General features: G+C 68.8%; 22 protein-coding genes. 14 read left to right on the top strand and 8 right to left on the bottom strand.

The window, feature by feature from the left end; all coding sequences use genetic code 11:
* Positions 1-4 precede the first annotated feature (4 nt).
* The 3 genes from folK (at position 5) to MTBSS4_RS16915 (ending at position 1,863) form a co-directional block, all read left to right on the top strand.
* A complete protein-coding gene (gene folK / locus MTBSS4_RS16925; RefSeq protein WP_173984570.1) occupies positions 5-511 on the top strand; it encodes a 2-amino-4-hydroxy-6-hydroxymethyldihydropteridine diphosphokinase in 507 nt (168 codons plus the stop codon).
* Entirely contained in the window at positions 508-954 is a 447-nt protein-coding gene (locus tag MTBSS4_RS16920) for a dihydroneopterin aldolase (RefSeq protein WP_254432618.1), read from the top strand. Before folK ends, MTBSS4_RS16920 begins: the two co-directional genes overlap by 4 nt.
* A 363-nt stretch (positions 955-1,317) precedes the next feature.
* Positions 1,318-1,863 (top strand): hypothetical protein, encoded by a 546-nt coding sequence (locus MTBSS4_RS16915; RefSeq protein ID WP_173984569.1) that lies wholly within the window; start codon positions 1,318-1,320, stop codon positions 1,861-1,863.
* Between the two features lie 6 nt (positions 1,864-1,869).
* Here MTBSS4_RS16915 and MTBSS4_RS16910 read toward each other — a convergent pair whose 3' ends face one another.
* Positions 1,870-3,204: a diguanylate cyclase gene (locus tag MTBSS4_RS16910; protein ID WP_173984568.1), complete on the bottom strand. Its 1,335-nt coding sequence runs from the start codon at positions 3,202-3,204 to the stop codon at positions 1,870-1,872.
* 134 nt (positions 3,205-3,338) lie between these two features.
* Between MTBSS4_RS16910 and MTBSS4_RS16905 the strand changes: the two genes are divergently transcribed.
* From MTBSS4_RS16905 to MTBSS4_RS16890, 4 genes are read left to right on the top strand one after another with little or no spacing between them, the layout of a single operon-like run.
* Positions 3,339-3,968 (top strand): penicillin-binding protein activator LpoB, encoded by a 630-nt coding sequence (locus MTBSS4_RS16905; protein ID WP_173984567.1) that lies wholly within the window; start codon positions 3,339-3,341, stop codon positions 3,966-3,968.
* A 30-nt stretch (positions 3,969-3,998) separates the two neighbouring features.
* Positions 3,999-5,399, top strand: a complete 1,401-nt coding sequence (locus MTBSS4_RS16900; protein ID WP_254432617.1) for a hypothetical protein — start codon at positions 3,999-4,001, stop codon at positions 5,397-5,399.
* A complete protein-coding gene (locus MTBSS4_RS16895) occupies positions 5,396-5,863 on the top strand; it encodes a hypothetical protein (protein ID WP_173984566.1) in 468 nt (155 codons plus the stop codon). The genes MTBSS4_RS16900 and MTBSS4_RS16895 overlap by 4 nt, the downstream gene beginning before the upstream one ends.
* Complete coding sequence (locus MTBSS4_RS16890) at positions 5,860-7,002, top strand: hypothetical protein (protein ID WP_173984565.1); 1,143 nt, start codon at positions 5,860-5,862, stop codon at positions 7,000-7,002. The genes MTBSS4_RS16895 and MTBSS4_RS16890 overlap by 4 nt, the downstream gene beginning before the upstream one ends.
* A gap of 18 nt (positions 7,003-7,020) precedes the next feature.
* On the opposite strand, the gene MTBSS4_RS16885 is transcribed toward MTBSS4_RS16890, so the two are convergent.
* From MTBSS4_RS16885 to MTBSS4_RS16870, 4 genes are all read right to left on the bottom strand, one after another.
* Positions 7,021-7,797 (bottom strand): alpha/beta fold hydrolase, encoded by a 777-nt coding sequence (locus tag MTBSS4_RS16885; RefSeq protein ID WP_173984564.1) that lies wholly within the window; start codon positions 7,795-7,797, stop codon positions 7,021-7,023.
* A gap of 2 nt (positions 7,798-7,799) precedes the next feature.
* A complete protein-coding gene (locus MTBSS4_RS16880; protein ID WP_173984563.1) occupies positions 7,800-9,401 on the bottom strand; it encodes an FAD-binding protein in 1,602 nt (533 codons plus the stop codon).
* Between the two features lie 91 nt (positions 9,402-9,492).
* Entirely contained in the window at positions 9,493-9,741 is a 249-nt protein-coding gene (locus MTBSS4_RS16875) for a hypothetical protein (protein WP_173984562.1), read from the bottom strand.
* Positions 9,742-9,746: 5 nt separating this feature from the next.
* Complete coding sequence (locus tag MTBSS4_RS16870) at positions 9,747-10,130, bottom strand: cyclophilin-like family protein (RefSeq protein WP_173984561.1); 384 nt, start codon at positions 10,128-10,130, stop codon at positions 9,747-9,749.
* A 260-nt stretch (positions 10,131-10,390) separates the two neighbouring features.
* Here MTBSS4_RS16870 and MTBSS4_RS16865 point away from each other — a divergent pair, with 260 nt between their 5' ends.
* Positions 10,391-11,635 carry a methyl-accepting chemotaxis protein gene (locus tag MTBSS4_RS16865; RefSeq protein WP_173984560.1) on the top strand — a complete coding sequence of 415 codons (1,245 nt, stop codon included), beginning with the start codon at positions 10,391-10,393 and terminating at the stop codon, positions 11,633-11,635.
* Between the two features lie 3 nt (positions 11,636-11,638).
* On the opposite strand, the gene MTBSS4_RS16860 is transcribed toward MTBSS4_RS16865, so the two are convergent.
* From MTBSS4_RS16860 to fdhD, 3 genes are read right to left on the bottom strand one after another with little or no spacing between them, the layout of a single operon-like run.
* Positions 11,639-12,088 (bottom strand): DUF3306 domain-containing protein, encoded by a 450-nt coding sequence (locus tag MTBSS4_RS16860; protein WP_173984559.1) that lies wholly within the window; start codon positions 12,086-12,088, stop codon positions 11,639-11,641.
* On the bottom strand, positions 12,085-13,224 hold the full coding sequence (gene mobA, locus MTBSS4_RS22815) for a molybdenum cofactor guanylyltransferase MobA (RefSeq protein ID WP_173984558.1): 1,140 nt from the start codon (positions 13,222-13,224) through the stop codon (positions 12,085-12,087). The genes MTBSS4_RS16860 and mobA overlap by 4 nt, the downstream gene beginning before the upstream one ends.
* Positions 13,217-14,098 (bottom strand): formate dehydrogenase accessory sulfurtransferase FdhD, encoded by an 882-nt coding sequence (gene fdhD / locus MTBSS4_RS16850; RefSeq protein ID WP_173984557.1) that lies wholly within the window; start codon positions 14,096-14,098, stop codon positions 13,217-13,219. Before fdhD ends, mobA begins: the two co-directional genes overlap by 8 nt.
* Before the next feature lie 132 nt (positions 14,099-14,230).
* On the opposite strand from fdhD, the gene MTBSS4_RS16845 reads away from it, so the two are divergent.
* The 6 genes from MTBSS4_RS16845 (at position 14,231) to MTBSS4_RS16820 (ending at position 21,290) form a co-directional block, all read left to right on the top strand.
* Positions 14,231-16,249, top strand: coding sequence for a 4Fe-4S binding protein (locus tag MTBSS4_RS16845; RefSeq protein ID WP_173984556.1), 2,019 nt, complete (start codon positions 14,231-14,233; stop codon positions 16,247-16,249).
* A 120-nt stretch (positions 16,250-16,369) separates the two neighbouring features.
* Positions 16,370-18,100: a methyl-accepting chemotaxis protein gene (locus MTBSS4_RS16840; RefSeq protein ID WP_173984555.1), complete on the top strand. Its 1,731-nt coding sequence runs from the start codon at positions 16,370-16,372 to the stop codon at positions 18,098-18,100.
* Between the two features lie 81 nt (positions 18,101-18,181).
* Complete coding sequence (locus MTBSS4_RS16835) at positions 18,182-19,297, top strand: DegT/DnrJ/EryC1/StrS aminotransferase family protein (RefSeq protein ID WP_173984554.1); 1,116 nt, start codon at positions 18,182-18,184, stop codon at positions 19,295-19,297.
* A gap of 83 nt (positions 19,298-19,380) precedes the next feature.
* Positions 19,381-20,283, top strand: a complete 903-nt coding sequence (locus MTBSS4_RS16830) for a folate-binding protein YgfZ (RefSeq protein WP_173984553.1) — start codon at positions 19,381-19,383, stop codon at positions 20,281-20,283.
* A gap of 168 nt (positions 20,284-20,451) precedes the next feature.
* Positions 20,452-20,868 carry a two-component system response regulator gene (locus MTBSS4_RS16825; protein ID WP_254432616.1) on the top strand — a complete coding sequence of 139 codons (417 nt, stop codon included), beginning with the start codon at positions 20,452-20,454 and terminating at the stop codon, positions 20,866-20,868.
* Between the two features lie 5 nt (positions 20,869-20,873).
* Entirely contained in the window at positions 20,874-21,290 is a 417-nt protein-coding gene (locus tag MTBSS4_RS16820; RefSeq protein ID WP_254432615.1) for an Hpt domain-containing protein, read from the top strand.
* Positions 21,291-22,353 lie beyond the last annotated feature (1,063 nt).

The following is a 22,353-nucleotide window of genomic DNA, read 5'->3' as shown; positions in this document are numbered from 1 at the left end:
CCCCATGCCGCGCGCTTATCTCGGGCTGGGAACCAATCTGGGCGACCGCGCCGCCAATCTTGGCGAGGCCATCGCCGCGCTGGGCGACGTCCTGCGAATCGAGGAGGTGTCGACGGTGTGGGAGACGGCGCCGCTTTACGTCACCGACCAGCCGGCCTTCCTCAACATGGCCCTGGCGGGAGAGACGACGCTGGCGCCACTGGCCTTGCTGGACCGTCTCAAGGACCTGGAGAACCGGCTGGGCCGGGTCGCCTCGGTCCGCTATGGCCCCCGCCTGATCGACCTCGACATCCTGCTCTACGACGACGTTGTGATGGACGGCGACCGCCTCACCCTGCCCCATCCCCGGCTGGCCGAACGCCGCTTCGCCCTGGCGCCGCTGGCCGAGATCGCCGCGACGCTGATCCATCCCGTCTCCGGCCGGACCATCGCCTCCCTGCTGGCCGCCCTTCCCGACGACGGCGACATCCGGCCCGTGGCACTTGCATCGGCCTTCCCGAAAGCGCTATGACCCTGCTTTCTTCGCAAAGGAACCGGCCCGTCGTGTTCGTGCATCGCAAGCAAGCAGAAAACCATCCGGCGGCATCGCCGGTCCGGCGGCTCTATCGCATCCTGGTGCGCGACCTGGTGCTGAAATGCTCCATCGGCATCCACGCCCACGAACGGCTGGCCCCCCAGCGGGTGCGGATCAACGTCGACATGAGCGTGCTGGAACAGGCAGGCCCCCTCAGCGACGACATCGCCAACGTGGTGTCCTACGAAGACGTCATCGACGGCATCAAGGCCATGCTGGCCGAAGGCCACATCAATCTGGTGGAGACCCTGGCGGAAAATATCGCCGGACTTTGCCTGGAGGATGAGCGGGTCGAGACCGCGCGCATCCGCGTCGAGAAGCTGGACGTCTACGCGGAAGCCGCCTCGGTCGGCATCGAGATCGAGCGCGGCCGCGCCTGAAATCCCGGACGCGCCCGCATCCGCGCACATATAGTGCGCAAATCCATTCTCGACACAACATCTAGCTGGACACCGGCATCGCCATGGCGCATTCTGCGTCAGTGGTTCGGGTCGGAATTCGTTGTGCCGTCAATCCCCGCCTTCAGGCGGGACGAGCGATGGCGCGGGCGTCCGCTCCGCAAGAGACGGCATCGCGGGGGCGAACCTAATCTCCTCCCCCCGCGACACCACGGGCCGGCCCTTGAACAAGGCCGGCCCAAATCTCTTCCTGGCGGCATTGTCGGCCGGCAATCCGTCCTGGTGGACGCGGGCGGAGGAAACCACTATATTTGGCCGACCGTCGCCTTGTTCGAAAGACGCGCCATGTTCGCCGACAACACCCTGACCCCGAAGGAAGCCGTTCGCCTGTGCGCGCTGGGCACCATCGCGGCCAGCCCCATGCGCTACAGCGAGCTGGCGGGGTCGGTCAGGCATTTCACCGGCCGCATCATGGGGCCGTCGCTGGAATTAATGGGAACCTCCATCGAATTGCTGCGCTACGAAGGGCTGGTGGAGGCCATCGACGGCAAGGGCATGGAGGACGACGCCCTGCTGACCATCTCGGCGGCCGGGCGGCGGGAACTGCACGCCCTGCTGACGGCGCGCCTGCGTCCGGCCAGCGACCTGTCCAAGCTGGTGGTGGCGCTGAAGGTCCGCTTCCTCGACCTGCTGGACCCGGCCGAGCGCCGCGACCAGATCGATCTTTTGATCGAGGGGGTCGAGACCGAACTGGCCCGTCTGGTCGACCTGCGGGGCGGCAACGCCCTGGATGACGGCCCCGACAGCGCCCTGGTCGCCTGGCTGGACCACGACATTTCCCTGTTGGAAAGCCGGCTGGACTGGCTGGAAACCTTCCGCGCCCGCCTGTAACCGGACTTACTCCGCCGCTTCGGTCCGGTTGCGCCCCAAGGCCTTGGCCCGGTACAGCGCCACGTCGGCCCGGCTGAGACAGGCCTCCAGTCCCTCGCCATCCCTGATCTTGCATTCGGCGATGCCGATGCTGGTGGTCAGGCGCACCGGCGCACCGCTTCCCACCGGAATATCCAGCAGGGCCAGACGGGACCGCACCCGTTCCGCCACCACCATGGCGGCCTCCATGGAGGTTTCCGGCAGCACCACCGCGAATTCCTCGCCCCCCATGCGCCCCAGGCGATCCTGATCGCGCAACACGTCCCGGAGCAGGTTGACGAAGGCCTTCAGGGATTCGTCGCCGGCGGCATGGCCGCGTTCGTCATTGACGCGCTTGAAGTGGTCGATGTCGAGCATCATCACCGCGACCGGCCGGCCGTAGCGGCCGGCGCGGGCCAGTTCCGCCCCCGCCAGTTGCAGGAAATGGCGGCGGTTGAAAGCGGCGGTGAGAAAGTCAGTGGTGGCCAGTTGCACCAGTTCCTTCTGGACGCAGGCCCGTTCCATCGCCAGGCCGATCCGCCGCGCCAGTTCGCGCACCAGTTCCCGCTCGGTGGCGGCAAAGGCCTCGTCCCCCTCGGCCGGCCGGCCCTCGGTCCAGCAGATCTCGATGCGGCCGGCGGGAATGGAGCCGGCGAAGACCTGCGCCTCCAGCCGCCATGGGGTCTCGACGAATCCCTGGCTTTCCACGTATCCCATGGGCAGCAGGCCGTTCAGGCAGGTCAGGCGGACACCGATGGTTTCCGAGCGCAGCCAGGCGGAGGGCACCAGCGAGGCCACCTCCTCCAGCGCCACCTGCAATGGCAGTTCGTGGGATTCCAGGACCCGCGACACCCCATAGAGGCAATTGATCTGGCGCATCCGCCGTTCCAGCTGGCGATTGGCCTCCAGGGCGGCGTCGCGGGCGTCGCGCACCTGAATCTCGGCGCGCTTGCGATGGATGGAATAGCGCAGAGACCGCGACAGGCTGGAGGAATCGATGCGAGCCTTCAGCATGTAGTCCTGGGCGCCCTGTTCCAGGGCCGACATGGCCTGCTGGTCGTCGTCCTGGTTGGTCAGAACCACCACCGCCAGTTCCGGCGCGGCGCCGCAGAACCGCCGCACCGTCTCGTCCCCGACCGAATCCGGCAAGGTCAGATCGAGGAAGACGGCGTCGAAGCGCTTCTTCGCGATGGCCTCCAGCGCCGACGCCAGATTGGTGGCGTGCTCCACCTCGATTCCGGGAAGCCGTTCCAGTTCGGCCATGATCAGCAGGGCCTGTGTCGGACTGTCCTCGACCAGCAGGGCATGTTGTGTCGTGGTCACGGTGGAATAGTTCTCCAGCGATAAGCGTCCTCCCGACTTTAGCGCAGTGACGTGATGCAAGCATCCCCGGAATGCCATATCATCGCCCCAATTCTGGGAGAAACTCTGTTCAGCCCGAAACCGGAGACACCGTCATGCGCCGAACGCACGCAGCAATTGCCGTCATCGTGGCGGGCCTGTCGCTTGCCGCGTGCCAGCAGGTGGACAACACCGCCGGCGCCCCGACCGTCTATATCGACCCCGCCACCTCCGGTCCGGTCAAGGGCGTCGGCATCGAAAGCCAGGACATCGTCGGCATGACCGACCAGATGATGCGCGACATGCTGAGCCAGCCCCGGCTGACCAATGCCGCGACGCCGCCCAGCGTCATCATCGATTCCGAATACTTCCACAACGAAAGCTCGTCGCGGCTGAACAAGAACACCATCACCGACCGCCTGCGCATCGGCCTCAACCGCGCGGCGGCCGGCCGCATGCAGTTCGTCGGCCGCCACTATGCCGACATGGTGGCCAAGGAACGCGAGTTGAAGCGCCAGGGCACGGTCGACCGCGGCGGCCTGCCCGCCGCCAGGGCGCAGAAGGGCGGCGACTATCGCCTGGGCGGACGCATCACCTCGCTCGATTCCCGCGATCCCAGAAGCGGCGCCATGCAGCGCTACAGCCAGATCGTCTTCGAGATGATCGACCTGGAAACCTCGGAAATCGTCTGGAGCGGAATCTACGAATTCGCCAAGTCGGCACAGGACGACATCATCTACCGGTGATCTTGACCCTAGGCTTAAGGAAACGCGGCCATGGCCGTCGTGGGGGCTTTGCGCTGGACCACCTGCCTGCTGATGGCGGCGCTGACCGGCGGCTGCGTCACCGCGCGCGAGCGGGAAGCCGTCCCCGAGGCCGCCCTGGTCCACTCCTATCTGAGCGACAAGCCCGCCGAACTGCACAGGCATTTCTACGTCACCCTGGCCCAGGGGCCGCGCAACCGGACCCTGAACCACATGCGGCTGGGTCTGGCGAGCTTCGCCATGGGCAACCGTGACCGGTTGGCGGCCGAACTGTTCGACGACGCCCTGGCCGGCATCGAGGCCGTCCATGCCGACACCCCCGAGACCCGCAAGGCCCAGGGACTGATGACCGGGGAGCGGATCAAGGATTTCAAGGGCGAGCCCTACGAGCGGGTGATGGCCTATTACTATCGCGGCCTGCTTTACCTGCGCGACGGCGATTACGACAACGCCAGGGCCAGCTTCAAGGGCGGCATGCTCCAGGACGCGCTGGCGGAGGAGGAGCAGTACCGCGCCGACTTCGCCCTGATGCCGTTCCTTCAGGGCTGGGCCGCCCACTGCGCGGGCAAGGATGCGCTGGCGGCCGAGGATTACCGCGAGTTCAAGGATTTCAACAAGGACGCCCCCCTCCCCGGTGGAACCGACAATGTCCTGGTGCTGGTCGAAACCGGCGGCGCGCCGGTCAAGGTCTCGGACGGTCCACGCCTGCGCCTGCGCCGCACCGCCGGCACCGGCTCCGCCCGCATCGTCTGGAACGATCCCGACCGTCCCGGCCGCCCCGGCAACGGCGGCCAGGCATTGCTGCTGGAAGACATTTTCCACCAGGCCTCCACCCGTGGCGGCAGGCCGTTCGACGCCATCTTGGAGGGCAAGGCGGAATTCAAGTCCACCGCAGACACCGTCGGCGACGCCGCCCTGGTCGGAGCCGTCGTCGCCGCCAACGTCGCCACCAGTGGCGGTTCCCCTTATGGCCGCAAGACCCGGCAGCAGCGGGAAAACGAGAACGACGCCCGCGCCGCCGCCGCCATGGTGGCCGGCGGCCTCGCCGTGATCGGCCTGCTGTCCAAGGCCTTCGCCAGCACCATCGAGGCCCAGGCCGATATCCGCTATTGGGACAACCTGTCCGACCGGGTCCTCGGCCTGACCCTGACGCTGCCCGACGGGGTCAAGACCCTTGGGGTCGAGTTCCTGTCGCCCGGCGGAAACGTCCTGCGCCAGGATCGCGTCGCCATCCAGCGGGCCGGACGGTGCGGCCTCGCCTGGATCAGGGACGGCGCCGCCACCCTGCCCCGCAATCCCCGCGCCCCCAACAGCGTTCCCGCCGATATCATGGCCACCCCGGTGACCATCCCGCCGCCGGTCGTCCTGGTCACCACGTCTCCCCCCCGGGAAACCAAGGAGTCACCCCCATGAGAGCTTTCCTCGCCCCGCTGCTCGGCCTGCTGCTGCTGGGCGGCTGCTCCGGCATGGAGCCGGCCCCCCACTGCGACATGGGACGGGTGTCCAGCCAGCGCGATCTGGTTCCGGGACCGGCCATGATCCCGGGCGAACCGTCGCCCCTGAAGGAGATGCCGCTGAATTCGGCCAGCATCATCGATGCCAACATCATCAACAAGGTGCATGTCCGCGCCATCACCGCCCGGCGCACCGCGACGGGAACGGTGGAGGTGGTGGCCCAGGTGGTCAACTGCACCGACTTCCCACTCAACGCCGAGGCCAGAACCCAGTTCTACGACGGAGCCCTGTCGCCGTCCGAGCCGGCCAGCGCCTGGCGGCGCCTGGCCCTGCCGGCGCGCGCCGTCACCGGTTATCACGAATTCTCCATCGGCGCCCAGACCGTCGAGCACTACCTGATCGAGATGAGGGAAACACGATGAACCGCCATCCGTTCACCCTGCTGCTGACGGCGCTGCTGCTGCTGCCGTTCGCCGCCGACGCCCAGACCGTCGGAGGCAAGGTCCCGCCCTATCAGCCGCCGGCCAAGGCCGCCCCCCCGGCATCGGCCGAGACCGGCGCGGACCTGGACCGGGCCGCCCGGCCCGACCCGTTCCGCCGTCGCGACGAGGTGGTGCTGAACTTCGCCGAATCGTATGCCAAGGGCGGCCGGCCGCGCCTGGCTTTCTACTGGAACCGCCAGTTGACCGATACCCTGACCCAATGGCACAGCGACAGCCGCACGGTGTCCACCGCCCGCACCACCGGGGCCACCGATGGCGATTACAGCTTGAAACAGCAACGCACCACCCAGACCGCCACCGAGACCCAGCGCCGGACCGCCGGCTCCGCCGACCGCGACAATCCCGAGGAAACCTGGGAATGGGAATTCCAGGACGGCTTCGTCTCACCCTTCCTCAACGCCAACGCCGAGGTGATGGACCGTGCCGCCATCCTGCGCATCATGGGAGCCGGCGCCGAGGATTTCGATCCCCGCACCGTCGAGGTGATGGCGTTGCAGACCATGTCCGACCTGCTGGTGGAGGTGCTGGTCGCCGATTCCGCCAAGTCGGGTTCGGGGTATGAACTGCGCGCCCGCATCCTCGACGTGCGAACCGGCACCATCCTGGCCATGGTCAACAGCCGTTCCTTGCCGGAATGGCGCAAGGACGGCCAGGCGGTCGCCACCGCGCGCGGCTTCGACCTGCCCGACGAGGACGACGACTCGTTCGGCCCCGAGCGCCACGACCAGCGCTACCGGGCCACGTCTTCCGGCTTCGAGCGCGGCCGCAAGCCGCCCCGCATCGGCGACGTCGCCCGCAACCTCGCCTACAATGTCATGATCGCCCTGACGCCGAGGCTGGAGAACGGGCCGTCCCCGGCCCCCGCCGCCCTTCAGCCCCCGGTTCCCGTCAGAACCCCCGCCGCGACCGAGGCCAAGCCGGCCGCCAACGACAGCGCGCTGCCGTTGCCGGATGTCGAGGCCAAGCCCCTGCCCGCCCCGGTCAAGCCGACGTCACAGGCGGCCGCCCCCGCCGTCCCGTCCGACGAACCGCCCATGCCGCGTCCGACCGTGCAATAGGAGAGGAGCCCCGCCGCCCTATCGGATGAACTCCCGCGCCGCCGCGATGAATTCGGCCGGCCGGTCGACATGGACCCAATGGCCCGCGCCGGCGATCTCCACCGTCTCGGCCATCGGAAACAGGTGCTCGATGATGTCCTGGTGGGCCGGACGGATATAGTCGGATTCCGCCCCGGCGATGAAGCAGGCCGGCCCCTGGTAGCACGTCCCGTCGGGAAAACGGGGAAACGACAGGATGTCGTCCATATGGGCCTGCAACACCGCCAGATTGGGCCGCCAGCGGTATCCGGCGGCGCCACCTTCCAGATTCTGCATCAAAAAGGCGCGGACGCCGCGGTCCGGAACATGTCCGGCAAGGTGGGCGTCCACGTCCGAGCGCGACCGGGCCTCGGCCAGCGGCGCGCTCCGCATGGCCTTGATATAAGGCGCGAAGGTATGGGAATAGGATACGGGCGCGATATCGACCACCGCCAGCCGCTCCACCAGGTCCGGCCGGGTCAGCGCCAGGACCATGGCCGCCTTGCCGCCCATGGAATGGCCCAGCACCGCCGCCCGTCCACCCAGCCCCTCGATCACCTTGGCGATTTCGCGGGCCATGAACGGATAATCCATGATCTCGGTCCACGGACTGGAGCCGTGATTGGGCAGGTCCAGCGCCAGCACCCGGCGATTCCCGCCCAGGGCCTTGGCCGCCGCCCCCCAGTTGCGGGCCGAGCCCAGCAGGCCGTGCAGGATCAGCAGCGGCGCCAGGCCGGAGGGGGAATCGGGACCGGCTTCGATGGCGTTCAGATGCATGGCTATTCCCCGCGCAGCTCGGCCGGAGCCCGGAACGAGAAATGGGCCGGCGCCGCCATCACCGCGTCCCGCGTCCGCCGGAACGCGGTCTTGAGCGCGTCGGACAGGCGGCTCTCGCCACCGGCGGCGCGGGCGATCTCCACCAGCGACGGCGCCCCCTTCTCGCCGCCGGTCACCGCCAGGCCGTGACGCTGGGCGGCGAACAGCAGGTCATGGATCAAGGTGCGCTTGTTGGCGGCCACCGCCAGACGGGCCGCCGCCAGGGCGGCCTCGGCCCCCTCGGCGGCGAACAGGGTCACCCGGTGGTGAGGATCCAGTCCCGCCGGCGACAGGTGGCCGTAGGCCGACAGTTCGACCTCGACGGTTCCGGCGAGTTCCCTGGACAGCGCCTTGATGGCGATACGATAATCGGCATAGGCCTCCAGCACCGCGACGATGGCGGAACTGTCGGCCGGCAGCACCATGTTGATGTCGGTGGACGTGCTCCACGGCTTCAGCCGCCCGGGCTGAACCACGCGGGCGCGGGTGCGGGCCAGATCGGGCGCGCCCTCGCGGATGGCGCGGAAGGTCTCCATCTCGGCCCCCGACGAGAAGCCGACGCCAAAATCGATGCCGACGCCGCCGATGGTCTCGGTCTCGGGATCGAGCAGGGTCATCAGCACATCGTCGATGGACAGTTCCGACCATCCGGTCAGGCAGGCCAGCCAGTCGGCGCCAGCATACTCGCAAGATTGCAGCAAACCCTCGGCCTTGGAACGGGCCGGTTCCTCGGCATGCCGGATGAAGGCCTCCAGCGAGTCGCGGCTGACCAGTTCGATGCCGTTCAGCACCGTGTCGCCGCCCTCGCCGCCGATCCGCCCCCCCGCCTCGGGCTGGTCCAGCCGGGTCCACGGCCGCAGATAGGCCAGCAGGCCGGCGACAGTATCCACGTCCGAGCCCTGCACCGGCAGCACCAGCCCGAACTCGCTGGCCGGAACCCGGCAATAGCGGAAACGGGCGGCCGCGACCATGCCGGTCCAGCCCTGCATCCCCTCCACCAGGGCGACGTCGTCGCCGGTCAGCACGCGGAGTGGACCGCCGTCGGCCACGCACACCGCCTCCAGCGACCGGGACGGACGCAGCCGCAACGGTCCCATGCCGCCGGTGGCGACGACGCCGCCGACGAAGGCGGAACCAATGCTGGTAAGGTCGATCAGCAACCGGGCGGTGGGGCCGGCATGCTCGGCCAGGGCGGCGTTGACCTGGGCGAAGGTGAGGCCGGCGCCGGCCGAAACCAGCCCGCGATCCGCGTCGATGCTGACCTGGTGACTGAGCAGGCCGTCCAGCGGCGCGGCCGGACCGATCACCTCGGCGGCCAGCGCCCCCTTGGGGCGGATGGCGACGACGCCGCCGAATCCGGCGACGGAATCGGGACGGTAGTCGAACGAGCCGATGGCGCTGGTCAACCCGCCGGCCGGCATCACCGCCCAGTTGGCCCGCACCGCCGCCGCCACCGCGCCGGCGACGTCATGGGTGGCGCAAATCCGGGCGGTCAGCGGCCTGCCGCCGTCATCGGTCAGGTCGGCTTCGGGCAGGGACAGAAAATCGATGGCAGCGTCGCTCATTGGGGTCCGACACCTGGAAAGGCGCGGGACCATAGCACCAACCGCCCTCGCCTTGGAACCCCTTGGCGCGTGGCGGCTCGGTCGCGCCGGTCTATCGGGCGGGCAGTTCCTCAGCGGTGACCGAACTGCGGGGCGGCAGCGGCGCGGCGACGGGCTGCGGCGGCTCCTCGGCGGCGGCGGCCGGTTGCGACTGGGCGGCCGACGGCTGCGCCTCGGCCTGACCGGAGCCGTCGCGCCGCGACTTCTCCACCGCCTTGACCGTATGGGCGACCAGATCCGGAATGCCGCAGCCGCCAAGCAGCGGCGCCACGATCAGCGCCAGCAGGAAGGACCGATACATCGCGCCTACTCCACCACCTCGACCCTGACCAGTTCCCCCGCCTCGATTCCGGCCAGATCGCGAAGGTGGCCGGCATCCCCCTCGACCTTGCCCCAGATGTTGGACGCGCTGGCAAGGCGGATCTCGTCCCCCTCGGAACACGGGGTCGGACCATAGCCCATGATGAGAACCTCGCCCTCGGGCCGGAAGGCCATCTCGCCCAGTTCCACCACGTCGTGCGCCCCCTCCTCGCGCGGGGCGTGAAACGGGGCCTGGAAATAAACCTCGCCCGGCCAGATGGTCGCCCTTGATTCGAACGGCGCCGCGGCAAGAACGGCCGCCGCCGTCGGAGTGTCGTATGGGCGAACCTCGACGGCGATCCGTCCGATGGTAATCTTCAGCTTCGGCATCAAAGCGGGCTCCCGTGCCATCCCTGGTGGATGGCAGTTTGCCCGTTTCGGGCAGCGATGACCAGAGCTTGCGTCAGATCCGGCCAGAGGCCCAAGATCACGGGAACATACGCAATAAAAGATAATGATTCCAAAGTTGAAGCCGACACCGACGGTCGCCGAGGCGTATTGCCTGATGTTCGCCGTTGCGCCACACTGCATATGTGAGTGTGACGGAGTCTGACGTCATGTCCGGTCATAATATTGGAATAGGTGGAATCTTGAAGGCCTTTCTCAGCGGTATCGGCTTGAAGATCGTCGTTGCCTTCGTTCCCCCGGTCGCCCTGGCGTGGCTGTTCTTCGTCATGACGCTGATGGAGGTCCACGCCCACCGTCCCGACAGTTTCGGAGTGGTGCTCGGCCTCGGACTGGCCGGAATCGGCATGGGCAGCCTGGTGGTGATCTGGCTGATTTTGTCGGTGGTGCCGCCGTTGCGCCGTACGGTGGAGGTGACCGAGCACCTGGCCAACGGCAATCTGGACGAGCAACTCGATTATGGCGGCCGCCGCGACGAGATCGGCGAACTGGCGCGCGCCCTGGAAATCTTCCGCCGCAACGCCACCGAGAAGCTGGCCCTGGAGCGGGAAGCCGAGGCCGAGAAACGCCGCGCCGAAGACGACAAACGCGAGGCGTTGAACCGGATCGCCAGCGGCTTCGAGGCCAGCATCCGCAGCGTGGTCGAGGGATTCGCCTCCGCGTCGGCCGAACTGAAGGCCACCGCCCTCGCCATGTCGGGCACCGCCGAGCAGACCAGCCGCCAGTCCGAGGCCGCCGCCGGCGCCTCGGACCGCGCCGCCTCCGAAGTGCGGGAAGTGGCCAACGCCGCCGATCTGCTGTCGGGCTCCATCGCCCGCATCGCCGGGCGGGTCTCGGAGGCGGCCGGCATCGCCCAGGCGGCGGTGGAGCAGGCGAGAACCACCGATTCCATCATTCTCAGCCTGTCCGACGCCGCGTCGCGCATCGGCGAGGTGGTCAGCCTGATCAACGACATCGCCGGCCAGACCAACCTTCTCGCCCTGAACGCCACCATCGAGGCCGCCCGCGCCGGCGAGGCCGGCAAGGGCTTCGCCGTGGTCGCCAACGAGGTCAAGACCCTGGCCAACCAGACGTCGCGGGCCACCGGCGAGATCGGCGATCAGGTGATCGCCATCCAGGCCTCGACCGGACAGGCGGTCGAGGCCATCCGCCGGATCGCCGAGACCATCGGCCGCATCAGCGACATTTCCGCCACCATCAGCGCCGCGGTGGACGAGCAGGGCGGCGCCACCCAGGGCATCGCCGCCTCCACCGCCGCCGCCGCCGCCGACAGCGATAAGGTGTCGCAGGCCATCGCCGACGTCACCCAGGCGGCGGCCTCCACCGGTCGCTCAGCTCATTCGGTCCTGGATTCCGCCGAAGGCATCGCCCGGCGATCCGAGGTGCTGAGCGCCGAAACCTCGCGCTTCATCGCCGGGATCAGGGGCTAGAGTTCAAGCGTCGTCGTCGAGCCGTTTAGCGGCGGTGGCTTGCCGCCGTTCCTCCTCCTCGGCGGCTAGTTCGGCGGCGTCCAGCACCCCCTTGCCAAGACGCCAGGCGGTCTTGACCACCTCGGCCACCACCGGACTGGTATAGTCGCCCACATGCAGGTCCATGACCTCGGGCTGCATCAGGCCGGGATTGGTCGCCCACAGCCGGGTCAGCGCCTGCTGGCGCAGCTCGGCGGGAACACCGGGCTTCATGAAGACGGAATAGTCGGAATCGGCCTCCAGCGATTCGACCGGGGGCAGTTCCATCGGCTGCGGTTCCGCCGCCGGGGACCGCTCCGAACAAGCCGGCTCCCCGGCCGTCGCCACCACCTCCTCCTCCGAAGGTGCCGACGGCGGGTCCGCCTTGGCCGCCAGCTTGCGCCGCGACCAGCGGCCAAGGACGGATTCGCTCATGGCCGCCCCCGACCCTTGCCGGCAAAGCTGTCGGCGGTGTCGACAGCATCGCGCTTGCGCTTGCGCATGGGCTCGTCGGGCGGATGACAGGCGCAGAACATCTCGACCCAGTCGCGCAACGGTCCGGGCATGGACAGACCGTCCACCACGTCCTCGCCGCTTTCGCTCATGGCCTGGGCCTCGTCCGGGGCGGCGGTGGCCAGCGCCACCTTGACCGGCTGGCCGCCGTCGTCCTGGCGGCGCAGCACCACGTAAAGCCGGGGGTCGAATCCGCCCAGGTTGTAGCGGTAGCTGGCGAGGTCGGAACGGTGCAGGACCAGGGGGATGCCGGTGGCCAGATAATGCTCGAAGCCCTCGCCCCGGCGCAGCATCACCCACGGCGCGGCGTCGGCGGGCGGTTCGGCCATCACCTCCAGCGGCCGCCACGAATCCTTCACCCAGGCGCTGGCGCCGTCGCGGCGCTCCACCACCACCGCGATCCCGGTGGCGGCCCGAAGCGGTGGTTCGGCCGGCAGCGATCCATCCAGGATCATCCGCAGCCGCACCACGTCTTCCGGGGTGTTGACGTTGAAGAACGGGTCCACCGGACGCGAGGGCCAGTCGACGCGGACCACCTTATGGCGGTCGGTCCAGGCCTCGATCTTGCGAAGCCCCTCGCCCTCGGTGGCGGCGCGCAGTTCGGCGGCGAGGCGGACCGGCCACAGGGCGAACACCGGATGGGTGCGGTCATTGGTGCAGGCGACAGCGATGTCGGCGCCCTCGGCCGTCGCCGCCGCCAGCAGCCGCTCCACCAGATCGGACGGGAACAGCGGGGTGTCGGCGGCGACGCTGACCATCCACTCCACCCCCATGGTGTGGAGATTCAGCCATTCGAGCCCGGTCAGCACGCCCACCAGCGGCCCGGCATAGCCGTCGATGACATCGGGGGCCACCGGCAGGGTCAGGGCGGCGAAGCGGGCGGGATCGCCGTTGGCGTTCAGCACCATCGGGCCGACCTGGGGCGACAGCCGTTCGATCACCCGGTCCAGCAGGGTCTGGCCGTCCACCTCGATCAGGGCCTTGTCGCCGCCGCCCATGCGGCGCGACAGGCCGCCGGCCAGGATCACTCCGGCGATGGGAGTCGTCTCCTTACTCATCGTCGCGGCTCCCCTTGCGGGACAGATGGCCGGGCTCGTCGGCGGCCTGTCCCGGGTCGGCGTCGAACACGATGCGTCCGGTTCCGGCCAGGGCGACGAAGCGCTTTCCCTTGGCGCGGCCGATCAGGGTCAACCCGGCCTTGTTCGCCAGTTCCACCCCCCAGGCGGTGAAACCCGAACGTGACAGCAGCACCGGAATGCCCATCTGCACCGTCTTGATCACCATCTCGCTGGTCAGGCGGCCGGTGGTGTAGAGGCTTTTGCCCGTCGCCGCCAAGCCGTGGCGGAACATGTAGCCGGCGATCTTGTCCATGGCGTTGTGGCGGCCGACGTCTTCCATGTAGATCAGCGGCCGGTCCGCCTCGCACAGCACGCAGCCGTGAATGGCGCCGGTCTTGAGATAGAACGACGGCATGGTGTTGATGGCCTTCTGCAAGGCATAGAGCCACGAGGTGTGGAAACGGGCCGAAGAATCCAGGCTGACGGTCTCGAACTTCTCCATGACGTCGCCGAACACCGTGCCCATGGCGCAGCCCGAAGTCTGAATCTTCTTCTTCAGCTTCTCCTCGTAATCGGTCTGGCGCGCCGTGCGCACCACCACGGTCTCGATCTCGGAATCGTAATCCACCGCCCGGATTTCGTCGTCGGGGCGCAGCATGTTCTGGTTCAGCAGATAGCCCAGCGCCAGATATTCGGGATGGTCGCCGATGGTCATGGCGGTGACGATCTCGCGGCCATTGAGAAAGATGGTCAGCGGGCGCTCGTTGATCACCGCCGCCTCGACGGCCTTGCCCTCGTGGTCGATGCCGGCCACCTTCTGATACAGGCGCTCGTCATCGGGGTCGGGGCGAACCAGCATGGGTTGGTCTGTCATCAAGTCCTCTGATTCTTCATTGTCCCTCAGGCGCCGGGCTTTCCCTTAGACTCCGACGGAATGGATATAATCATTCCGTCGTCGGTTATAGAGTAGGCGTCCCCCGGACGGGGAGCAATGGGAGAGCGGCATATGAAGATCGGCGGACGGCGGGTTCTGATGTGTTCGTGCGAGGGCTCGATGCCGCTCGACGTCAAGGCCTTGGCCAAGGCGCTGGGAACCGAGCCGCCGGAGCGGGTGTTCACCCAGCTCTGCCGCGCCCAGGCGGCGGCCTACCGCGAGGCCCTGGCCGACGGCGAGCCCTTGCTGGTCTGCTGCGGCCAGGAAGCGCCGCTGTTCGGCGAACTGGCCGGACAGGCGGGAGCCGAGCCGCCGCTGTGCGTCGACCTGCGCGACCGCGCCGGCTGGTCGGATCAGGCCGGAGCCGCCACCCCCAAGATGGCGGCGCTGCTGGCCCAGGCGGCGCTGGCCACCGAGCCGACGCCATCGGTCACCCTGACCTCGGGCGGCGGCGTGCTGGTGCTGGGGCGTTCACAAGTGGTGCTGGAGGCCGGACGGCGGCTGTCGGCCGAGCGGGCGACGACCTGCCTGCTGCTGCCCGATTGCGACTCCGACCTGGTGCCGCCGCCGGTGCGCGGTCTCGGCCTGTTCCGGGGCCGGCCGATGAAGGCGTCCGGCCATCTGGGCGCCTTCGCGGTCACGGTGGCCGGTCTAGCCGGCGCCTCGCCCTCGGCGCGCGGCGCCCTGGCCTTCGAGGCCGGAATCGGCGAACGCGCCCTATCCGCCGATATCGTGCTGGACCTGACCGGCGGGCCGGCCCTGCTGCCGCCCCGCGACGGCTGGCTAGTGGTTGATCCCAATGACCGCGCCGGACTGGAACGGGCGCTGGCCGAAATCGCCGGGCTGGTGGGCGAGTTCGAGAAACCGCGCTGGATCAGGATCGACGCCGCGCTGTGCGCCCATTCCCGCAACGGGCAGGTGGCCTGCACCCGCTGCCTCGACGCCTGCCCGTCCGGCGCGCTGACCCCGCTGGGCGACGCCGCCTCGGTGGATGCGCATGTCTGCGGCGGTCACGGGTCCTGCGCCAGCGTCTGTCCCACCGGCGCCATCCGATTCAACGTTCCCGCCGGAAACAGCCTGTTCCAGCACCTGTCGACCCTGCTGGAAACCTTCCGGACGGCCGGGGGCGGGCGGCCGCTGCTGCTGATCCATCAATCCGGGCATGGCGAGGACCTGATCGCCGCCCTGGCCCGATTCGGCGCCGGCCTGCCGGCGGCGGCGCTGCCGCTGACGGTGCCGGCGGTGGCCGCCCTGGGGCCGGACCTGCTGCTCGCCGCCCTGGCCAAGGGCGCCGGCCGGGTGCTGCTGCTGGCCGACCCGCGCCACGGCGACGACCTGGGGCCGGCGCGGGCCGCCGTCGACCTCGCCAACCGGGTGGCCGGGGCGCTGGGCTGGACCTGCCGCGCCGAACTGGCGGAAGAGACCGACCCCGCCGCCCTGGCAGCCCTGCTGGCCGGCCCGGTACCGGAACCGGTCGATCCCGCCGCCGAGTTCCTGGTGCTCGGCGGCAAGCGCCAGACCCTGACGCTGGCCCTGGCCCATCTGCACCGCCATGCCCCCAATCCGGTGGACTCGATGCCGCTGGCCGCCGGCGATCCGTTCGGAACCATCCTGGTGGACCAGGCCAGGTGCACCCTGTGCCTGGCCTGTGTCGGCGCCTGCCCCGCCAAGGCGCTGTCCGGCCTGCCCGACAAGCCGTCGCTGGGCATCCTGGAGGCCAATTGCGTCCAGTGCGGCCTGTGCCGCGTCACCTGTCCGGAAAAGGCGGTGACCCTGGCACCGCGACTGACCTTCACCGCCGCCGCCCGCACCCGTCAGGTGCTCAAGGAGGAGGAACCCTATCCCTGCCTCCGCTGCGGCAAGCCGTTCGCCTCGAAATCCGGCATCGACCGCATGGTCGAGCGCATGAGCGGCCATTCCATGTTCGCCCAGCCGGGCCGCCTGGACCTGATCAGGATGTGCGAGGACTGCCGGGTGGTGGCCCAGTACGAACTGGAGGAGGGCGCCCGGCCGATGGCGGCCGCCGCGCCGCGTGTGCCCCGCACCACCGACGACTACCTGCGGGAACGGGACGGCAAGACGGAAAAATAGCCGGCGGTAACATTTGATTTCGAATAACTCTCCGATGGTTAAATAACTTGACCATATAGACGCCGCTGGCCTATATACCTTTCCCATTGCGCGCCAAGCCGGCCGGAATGGAGGAAGGCCATGACGATCGAGTTCGATGTCCGCTTCGGACAGGAATTGTGCGACGTGTTCTCGCAGGAACTCGGACTGGTCTGTAGCTTCATGGGCGACGAGGGCCGCATCGTCGCCTCCAGCCTCAAGGACCGCATCGGCTCGGTCCACGCCATCGCGGCACGCATCATGAAGGGCGAGATGGACGAATACGGCGTCACCCGCGACGAGGCCGCCCGCTCGGCCGGCATGCGCGAGGGCGTCAACATGGGAATCGACTTCGAGGGCCAGCGGCTGATCAATTTCGGCATCGCCGGACCTCTGGAAACGGTGCGGCCGCTGGCGCGCATCGTCCGCTTCTGCGTCACCTCGCTGCTGCGCATCCGCCAGGAGGAAACCACCATCGTCGCGGCGTTCGCCCGCGAGACCGGCGGCGTCGGCAAGCAGATGATCGAGATCGCCGAGGACATCGACGAGATCGCGGCGCGGGTGGCCGGCCAGCAGGCGTTGCTGGAAGATCTTCAGCGCGGCATCCGCCATCTGGCCGGCAGCAACGAACGCATCGTCGAGGTGGTGGGAGAGACCTTGACCGGGGCGCGCCTGGCCTCGACCGAGGCCGAGGATTCCCAGGCGCGGGTGCGCGGATCGCTGGCCGACATCGACGAGGTCGTGCGCATGGTCACCGACGGGCGCGGCCTGCTGCTGGAACTTCAGGAGGCCATGGCCAGCGTGGTCGGCGTCGCCAACGGCATCGGCACCATCGCCCGGCAGACCAACCTGCTGGCGCTGAACGCCACCATCGAATCGGCCCGCGCCGGCGAGCACGGCAAGGGCTTCGCCGTGGTCGCCACCGAAGTCAAGGAACTGTCGCGCAAGGCCGCCGTCGCCAGCACCGAGATCCGCAAGACGCTGGAGGAACTCACCGGCACCGCCGGGCGGCTGGTGGAACAGGGCGACGCCAGCGCCAACCGCGCCGGCGGCCTGACCACCCAGACCACCGCCATGGCCGGCGCCATCGACCATATCCGTCTGTCGCTGGCCGACATCGCCGGACAGGTGGGCAACGTCGCCAGCGACGCCACCGCCATCCGCGATTCCTCGTCGGAGATGATCGCCGAGATCGACCGGGCCGCCTCGGGTCTCACCGAGTTCCAGGGGCGCCTGGATCACGCCCGCAACCGGCTTCAGGAACTGCTGGGCGCCGGCGAGCGGCTGGTGGTGCTGACCGCCGAGGCCGGCATCGAGACCCCGGAAACCCCCTTCGTCGCCATGGCCCGCGACAAGGCCCGCGAGATCGGCACCCTGTTCGAGCAGGCGGCAGGCCGGGGCGAAATCACCATCGACGCCCTGTTCGACGAGGCCTACCGCCCGGTGGCGGGCAGCAACCCGCCCCAGTTCACCACCGCCTTCACCGCCTTGGCCGACAAAATCCTGCCTCCCGTGATCGAGGCGGTGGTGGCCGGCAATCCCCGCATCGTGTTTTGCGCGCCGGTGGACCGCAACGGCTACCTGCCCACCCATAACGCCAGGTTCTCGCAGCCCCAGGGGGCCGATCCGGCATGGAACGCCGCCAATTGCCGCAACCGCCGCAAGTTCGACGACGAGGTCGGACTGAAGGCGGCCCGCGCCACCGACCCGTTCACGGTGCAGAGCTATCGCCGCGACATGGGCGGCGGCCGGCAGGCGCTGATGCTGGACGTCTCGGCCCCCATCACCGTCTCGGGACGCCATTGGGGGGCTCTGCGTCTGGCCTATGTGTAGCCCCTCAACTTTGTGGTAACCCTTTTCGCTGCATTCTCGCCGTGAGAATGAGTGTTTCAGCGCCAGAAGGGGCTACCTTCGATGCCGAGTGCCAGAGCGGTCGAAACCATACCCATCTTCCGTCCGCGCCTTCCCTCGGCCGACGCCCTGCTGCCCTGGCTGCGCCGCATCGACGAATCCCACGTCTACAGCAATTTCGGCCCGCTCTCGGCCGAGTTCTCCCACCGCTTCGCCGGCCATTTCGGACTTGCCGACGGCGGCAACGTCCTGCCGGTGGCCAACGCCACTCTCGGACTGGTCGCCGCCCTGCTGGCGGTCGGCGCCAGGCGCGGCGCGCTGTGCGCCATTCCCGCCTTCACCTTCGTCGCCACCGGCCACGCCGTCCTGTCGGCGGGACTGCGCCCCTGGCTGCTGGATGTGCGCGAGGACGACTGGCAGCTCGACCCGGCGGCGGTGGAACGCGCCCTGGCCTCGGCTCCCGACGAGATGGGAGCCGTCATTCCGGTCTGCCCGTTCGGCCAGCCGGTGGACTGGCGGGCATGGCAGGACTTTCAGGACCGCACCGGCATTCCGGTGGTGATCGACGCCGCCGCCGCCTTCGATTCCTACCGGCCGACCCCACTGCCCGCCGTCATCAGCCTGCACGCCACCAAGGTCCTGGGCGTCGGCGAGGGCGGGGTGATCGTGTGCGAGAACGCCGACCTGGTGGCCGAGGCCAAGCGGCGGATCAATTTCGGCTTTCAGGGCATGCGGGTGGCCGGCGTCGCCGCCACCAACGCCAAGCTGAGCGAATATCACGCCGCCATCGGACTGGCGGCGCTGGACGGCTGGCGGAAGACGCGGTCCTCGTTCGCCGCGGCCCAGGCCGGGCTGCGGGCACGACTGGAAGCCGGCGGGCTCTCCTGCCCCGCCGGCATGGGCGACGACTGGGTGTCCAGCAGCTTCTGTCTTGGCCTGCCGGTCGACGCCCAGGCGGTGGGCATGATGCTGGCGGCGCAAGGAATCGGCACCAGACGCTGGTGGGACGACGGCCTGCACCATCACCCGGCCTTCGCCGACTGCCTGTGCGAGGCGCTGCCCGTCACCGAATCCCTGGCCAGGCGGGTGCTGGGACTGCCCTGCCATGTCGACCTGGACGCCGCCGCCCTGGACGCCATCGCCGCCGCCACCCTGGCGGCGGTCGCCCGGCTGGGCTGACCGCCATTGCCAAACGACGGTTCTTGCCAAGCCGGCGGGAATGCCCCACCTTTCCGCAGAGGCAGTCACGATAGGGTTGATACATGGCGGACAAGGCTTATACCCGGCTCGACCAGCGCGCGGTGATCGAAATCGGCGGCGAGGATCGCCGCGCCTTCCTCCAGGGGCTGGTGTCCAACGACATGGACAGGGTGGCGCCCGACCGGGCGGTGTGGACCGCCCTGCTGACCCCGCAGGGCAAGTTTCTGTTCGATCTGTTCGTGGTGGAACTGGGCGAATCCTTCCTGCTCGACGTGGAGGCCGGCCGGGCCGAGGAACTGCGCAAGAAGCTCGGCATGTACAAGCTGCGCTCCAAGGTCCGGATTCTCCCGGCGGACCCGGTCGCCGTCTTCGCCGTCATGGGCGACGGCGCCGCCGCATCCCTGGGGGTGGACCGCGATACCGGCGCCGCCGGGGAATTCGCCGGCGGAACCGTGTTCGTCGACCCCCGCCACCCCGACCTGGGCCTGAGGGCGCTGCTGCCCGCCGATGCCGGCCCCCGCGTGCTGGAGGCCAACGGATTCGTGGCGGTGGGGTTCCCGGTCTGGGATATCGCCCGCCTGCGCCTTGGCCTGCCCGACGGCAGCCGCGACCTGCTGGTGGACAAGGCGATCCTGCTGGAAAACGGCTTCGAGGAGCTTAACGGCGTCGATTTCCAGAAGGGTTGCTACATGGGCCAGGAACTGACCGCCCGCACCAAGTACCGCGGACTGGTCCGCAAGCGGCTGATGCCGGTGGAGATCGAAGGCCCCTGCCCCGAACCCGGCGCCGAGATCCTGTTCGGCGATTCCGAGGCCGGCGAGATGCGTTCGGCCTGCGGCACCGTCGGCGTGGCCCTGCTCCGGCTGGATCAGTTCCGCGCCTCGGGCGGGAACGGCCTGACCTGCGGCACGGCCCGCCTGACCGCCCGCAAGCCGGCCTGGGCGGTGTTTCCCGAGGTGGAATGACCCTCTCCGGCATCGCGGCCGGCCAAGAAACCACGCCGGCTTTGTGGACACTTCCATCCCCCTGGCAATAATGCTAGGGTGTTCACCGGATGGACAAAGAAGCCATCCGGCAAACCAAGTGAACGGGGATGGGCCGAAAACGGTCCGGAAGGCCTGGGAGGGCGTTGGGTGACAACCCGGACCGCTTGCGTCGTCATCATCGACGCCAATGCGCACATGCGCCGGCTGATCGGCAGCCTGCTCGCGGTGCTGCCCGCCACCTCGGTGGTCGAGGCCCGCTCCGCCAGCGCTGCGGCGCCGCTGATCCAATCGCATGACCCGCATCTGATCGTCATGGACTGGTCCAACGATCACACCGACGAATTGCTGTTCGTCCACCACCTGCGGCGCGGGGAAATCGGCCGCGCCGACATTCCCGTCCTGGCGATCAGCGCCAGCCTGCATCACGCGGTGCTGGAGCAGGCCGACGATGCCGGCATCGACGAAGTCATCGCCAAGCCCATCTCGGCGGTGGAGATACTGGGCCGCGCCGCCACCCTGATCGCTCAAAGCCGGCACGGCGACAACGCCGAGGCGGCGGAATAGGCATCGTGTCCCCTCCTCCCGCGGATCATATTCCGGTTCTGGACCCGGCCGCCCTGGCCCGGGCCGAGGCGGCGCTGGCCGATCTGTCCGGACGCTATCTGGAATGGGCCGAGGCCGATCTGGTCCGGATGGAGGCCTGCCTGCGCGAGATCATGGACCGGCCCGAGGATCGCCCCGAATTGCTGGGCCGCCTGTTCGCCGTCGCCCACGACATGAAGGGACAGGGGGCGACCTTCGACTACCCCCTGGTCAGCCACCTCGGCAACCGCCTGTGCCGCCTGGTCGAGGGCTCGCCGTCGCCCAGCCCCGAATCCCTGGACCGTATCGCCCGGCTGGTGGCCGCCCTGGGCAAGGTGGTGCGCGGACGCCTGTCCGGCGACGGCGGCGACGAAGGCCGCCGCCTGCTGGCGGAAGAGACGTGATGCCGCGGTGCGATTGGCGCGAGAACGCAACCGGAGCGGCGCTGGCCGTTTTCCTTGCCCTGGTTCAGCTTCGCCTGATCCTTCTCGTGCTGGGAGACGGGTACAACGACTCGGTCGAGGCCGCCTTCGGCGTCACCATCGGCCAGCCGCACTGGCGCGAGGTTCAGAACCGCGTTCTGGCCCCCTATCTGGTCCAGGGGCTGAGCCATCTGTTCGCCGATTATTTCCTCGCCCACATCGCCTTTTCCGCCCTGGCGCTGTCCATCGCCGGCTTCCTGGCGTTCCGGCTGGGACGGCGGCACGGCGGCGGCATGATCCCGGGGCTGCTGTGCCTGTTCACGCTGCAAGCCTCGTTCTCGTTCCTGCTGTCGCCGCCCTGGCTCTATGCCTGGGACTACATCGAGATCATCACCTTCATCCTGTTCGCCGAGTTCGTCCTGTCGGGACGTCCGTGGACGTGGTTCATGGCGCTGTTCCCGCTTGCCCTCCTCAATCGCGAAAGCGCGTTCTACATCTCCATGTGGATGATTCTGGACCCGTGGTGCCGCTGGGGTCTGGGCCGCCTTGGCCTGGGACCGGCGACGGCGCCGGATCGGGCCAGGATATTGGCGGGACTGCTGAGCATTCCGGCGGGAATCGGCGCGGTGCTGTCCCTGCGCGCCCTGCTGTTCGTCGAGGCGTCGGGACCCAGGCTTTCCAGCGACGCCCAGGCCATCCACGACCAGCAATTCGACAGCATGCTGATCAACCTGTTCCCGAACCTGGACGACATCGCGTTCGAGATCGCCAATCCGGCCCTGTCGATGAAACTGCTCTACCCCGTCTTCGTCGTCGCCATCACCGCCATCGCCCTGGTGCTGGCCTGGCGCTTCCCGGTCCGCCTGCTGGCGTTCGGCCTCGTCCATCTGGTGATGGTCGCCGGAGCCATGGTGGTCGGAAAGTTCTTCGAAACCCGCATCTTCATCGGGTTCATCCCGCTGCTGCTGGTCGCCGTCCTGCTGCTGCCGGGCCGGACCGCCAGGGAATGCCCCTTCCGCAACAGCAAAGGCGCCCCCGGTCGGGA

The sequence above is a fragment of the Magnetospirillum sp. SS-4 genome (genome assembly GCF_902729425.1).
Classification (GTDB): domain Bacteria; phylum Pseudomonadota; class Alphaproteobacteria; order Rhodospirillales; family Magnetospirillaceae; genus Phaeospirillum.
This window is presented reverse-complemented; position numbering and strand designations above follow the sequence as displayed.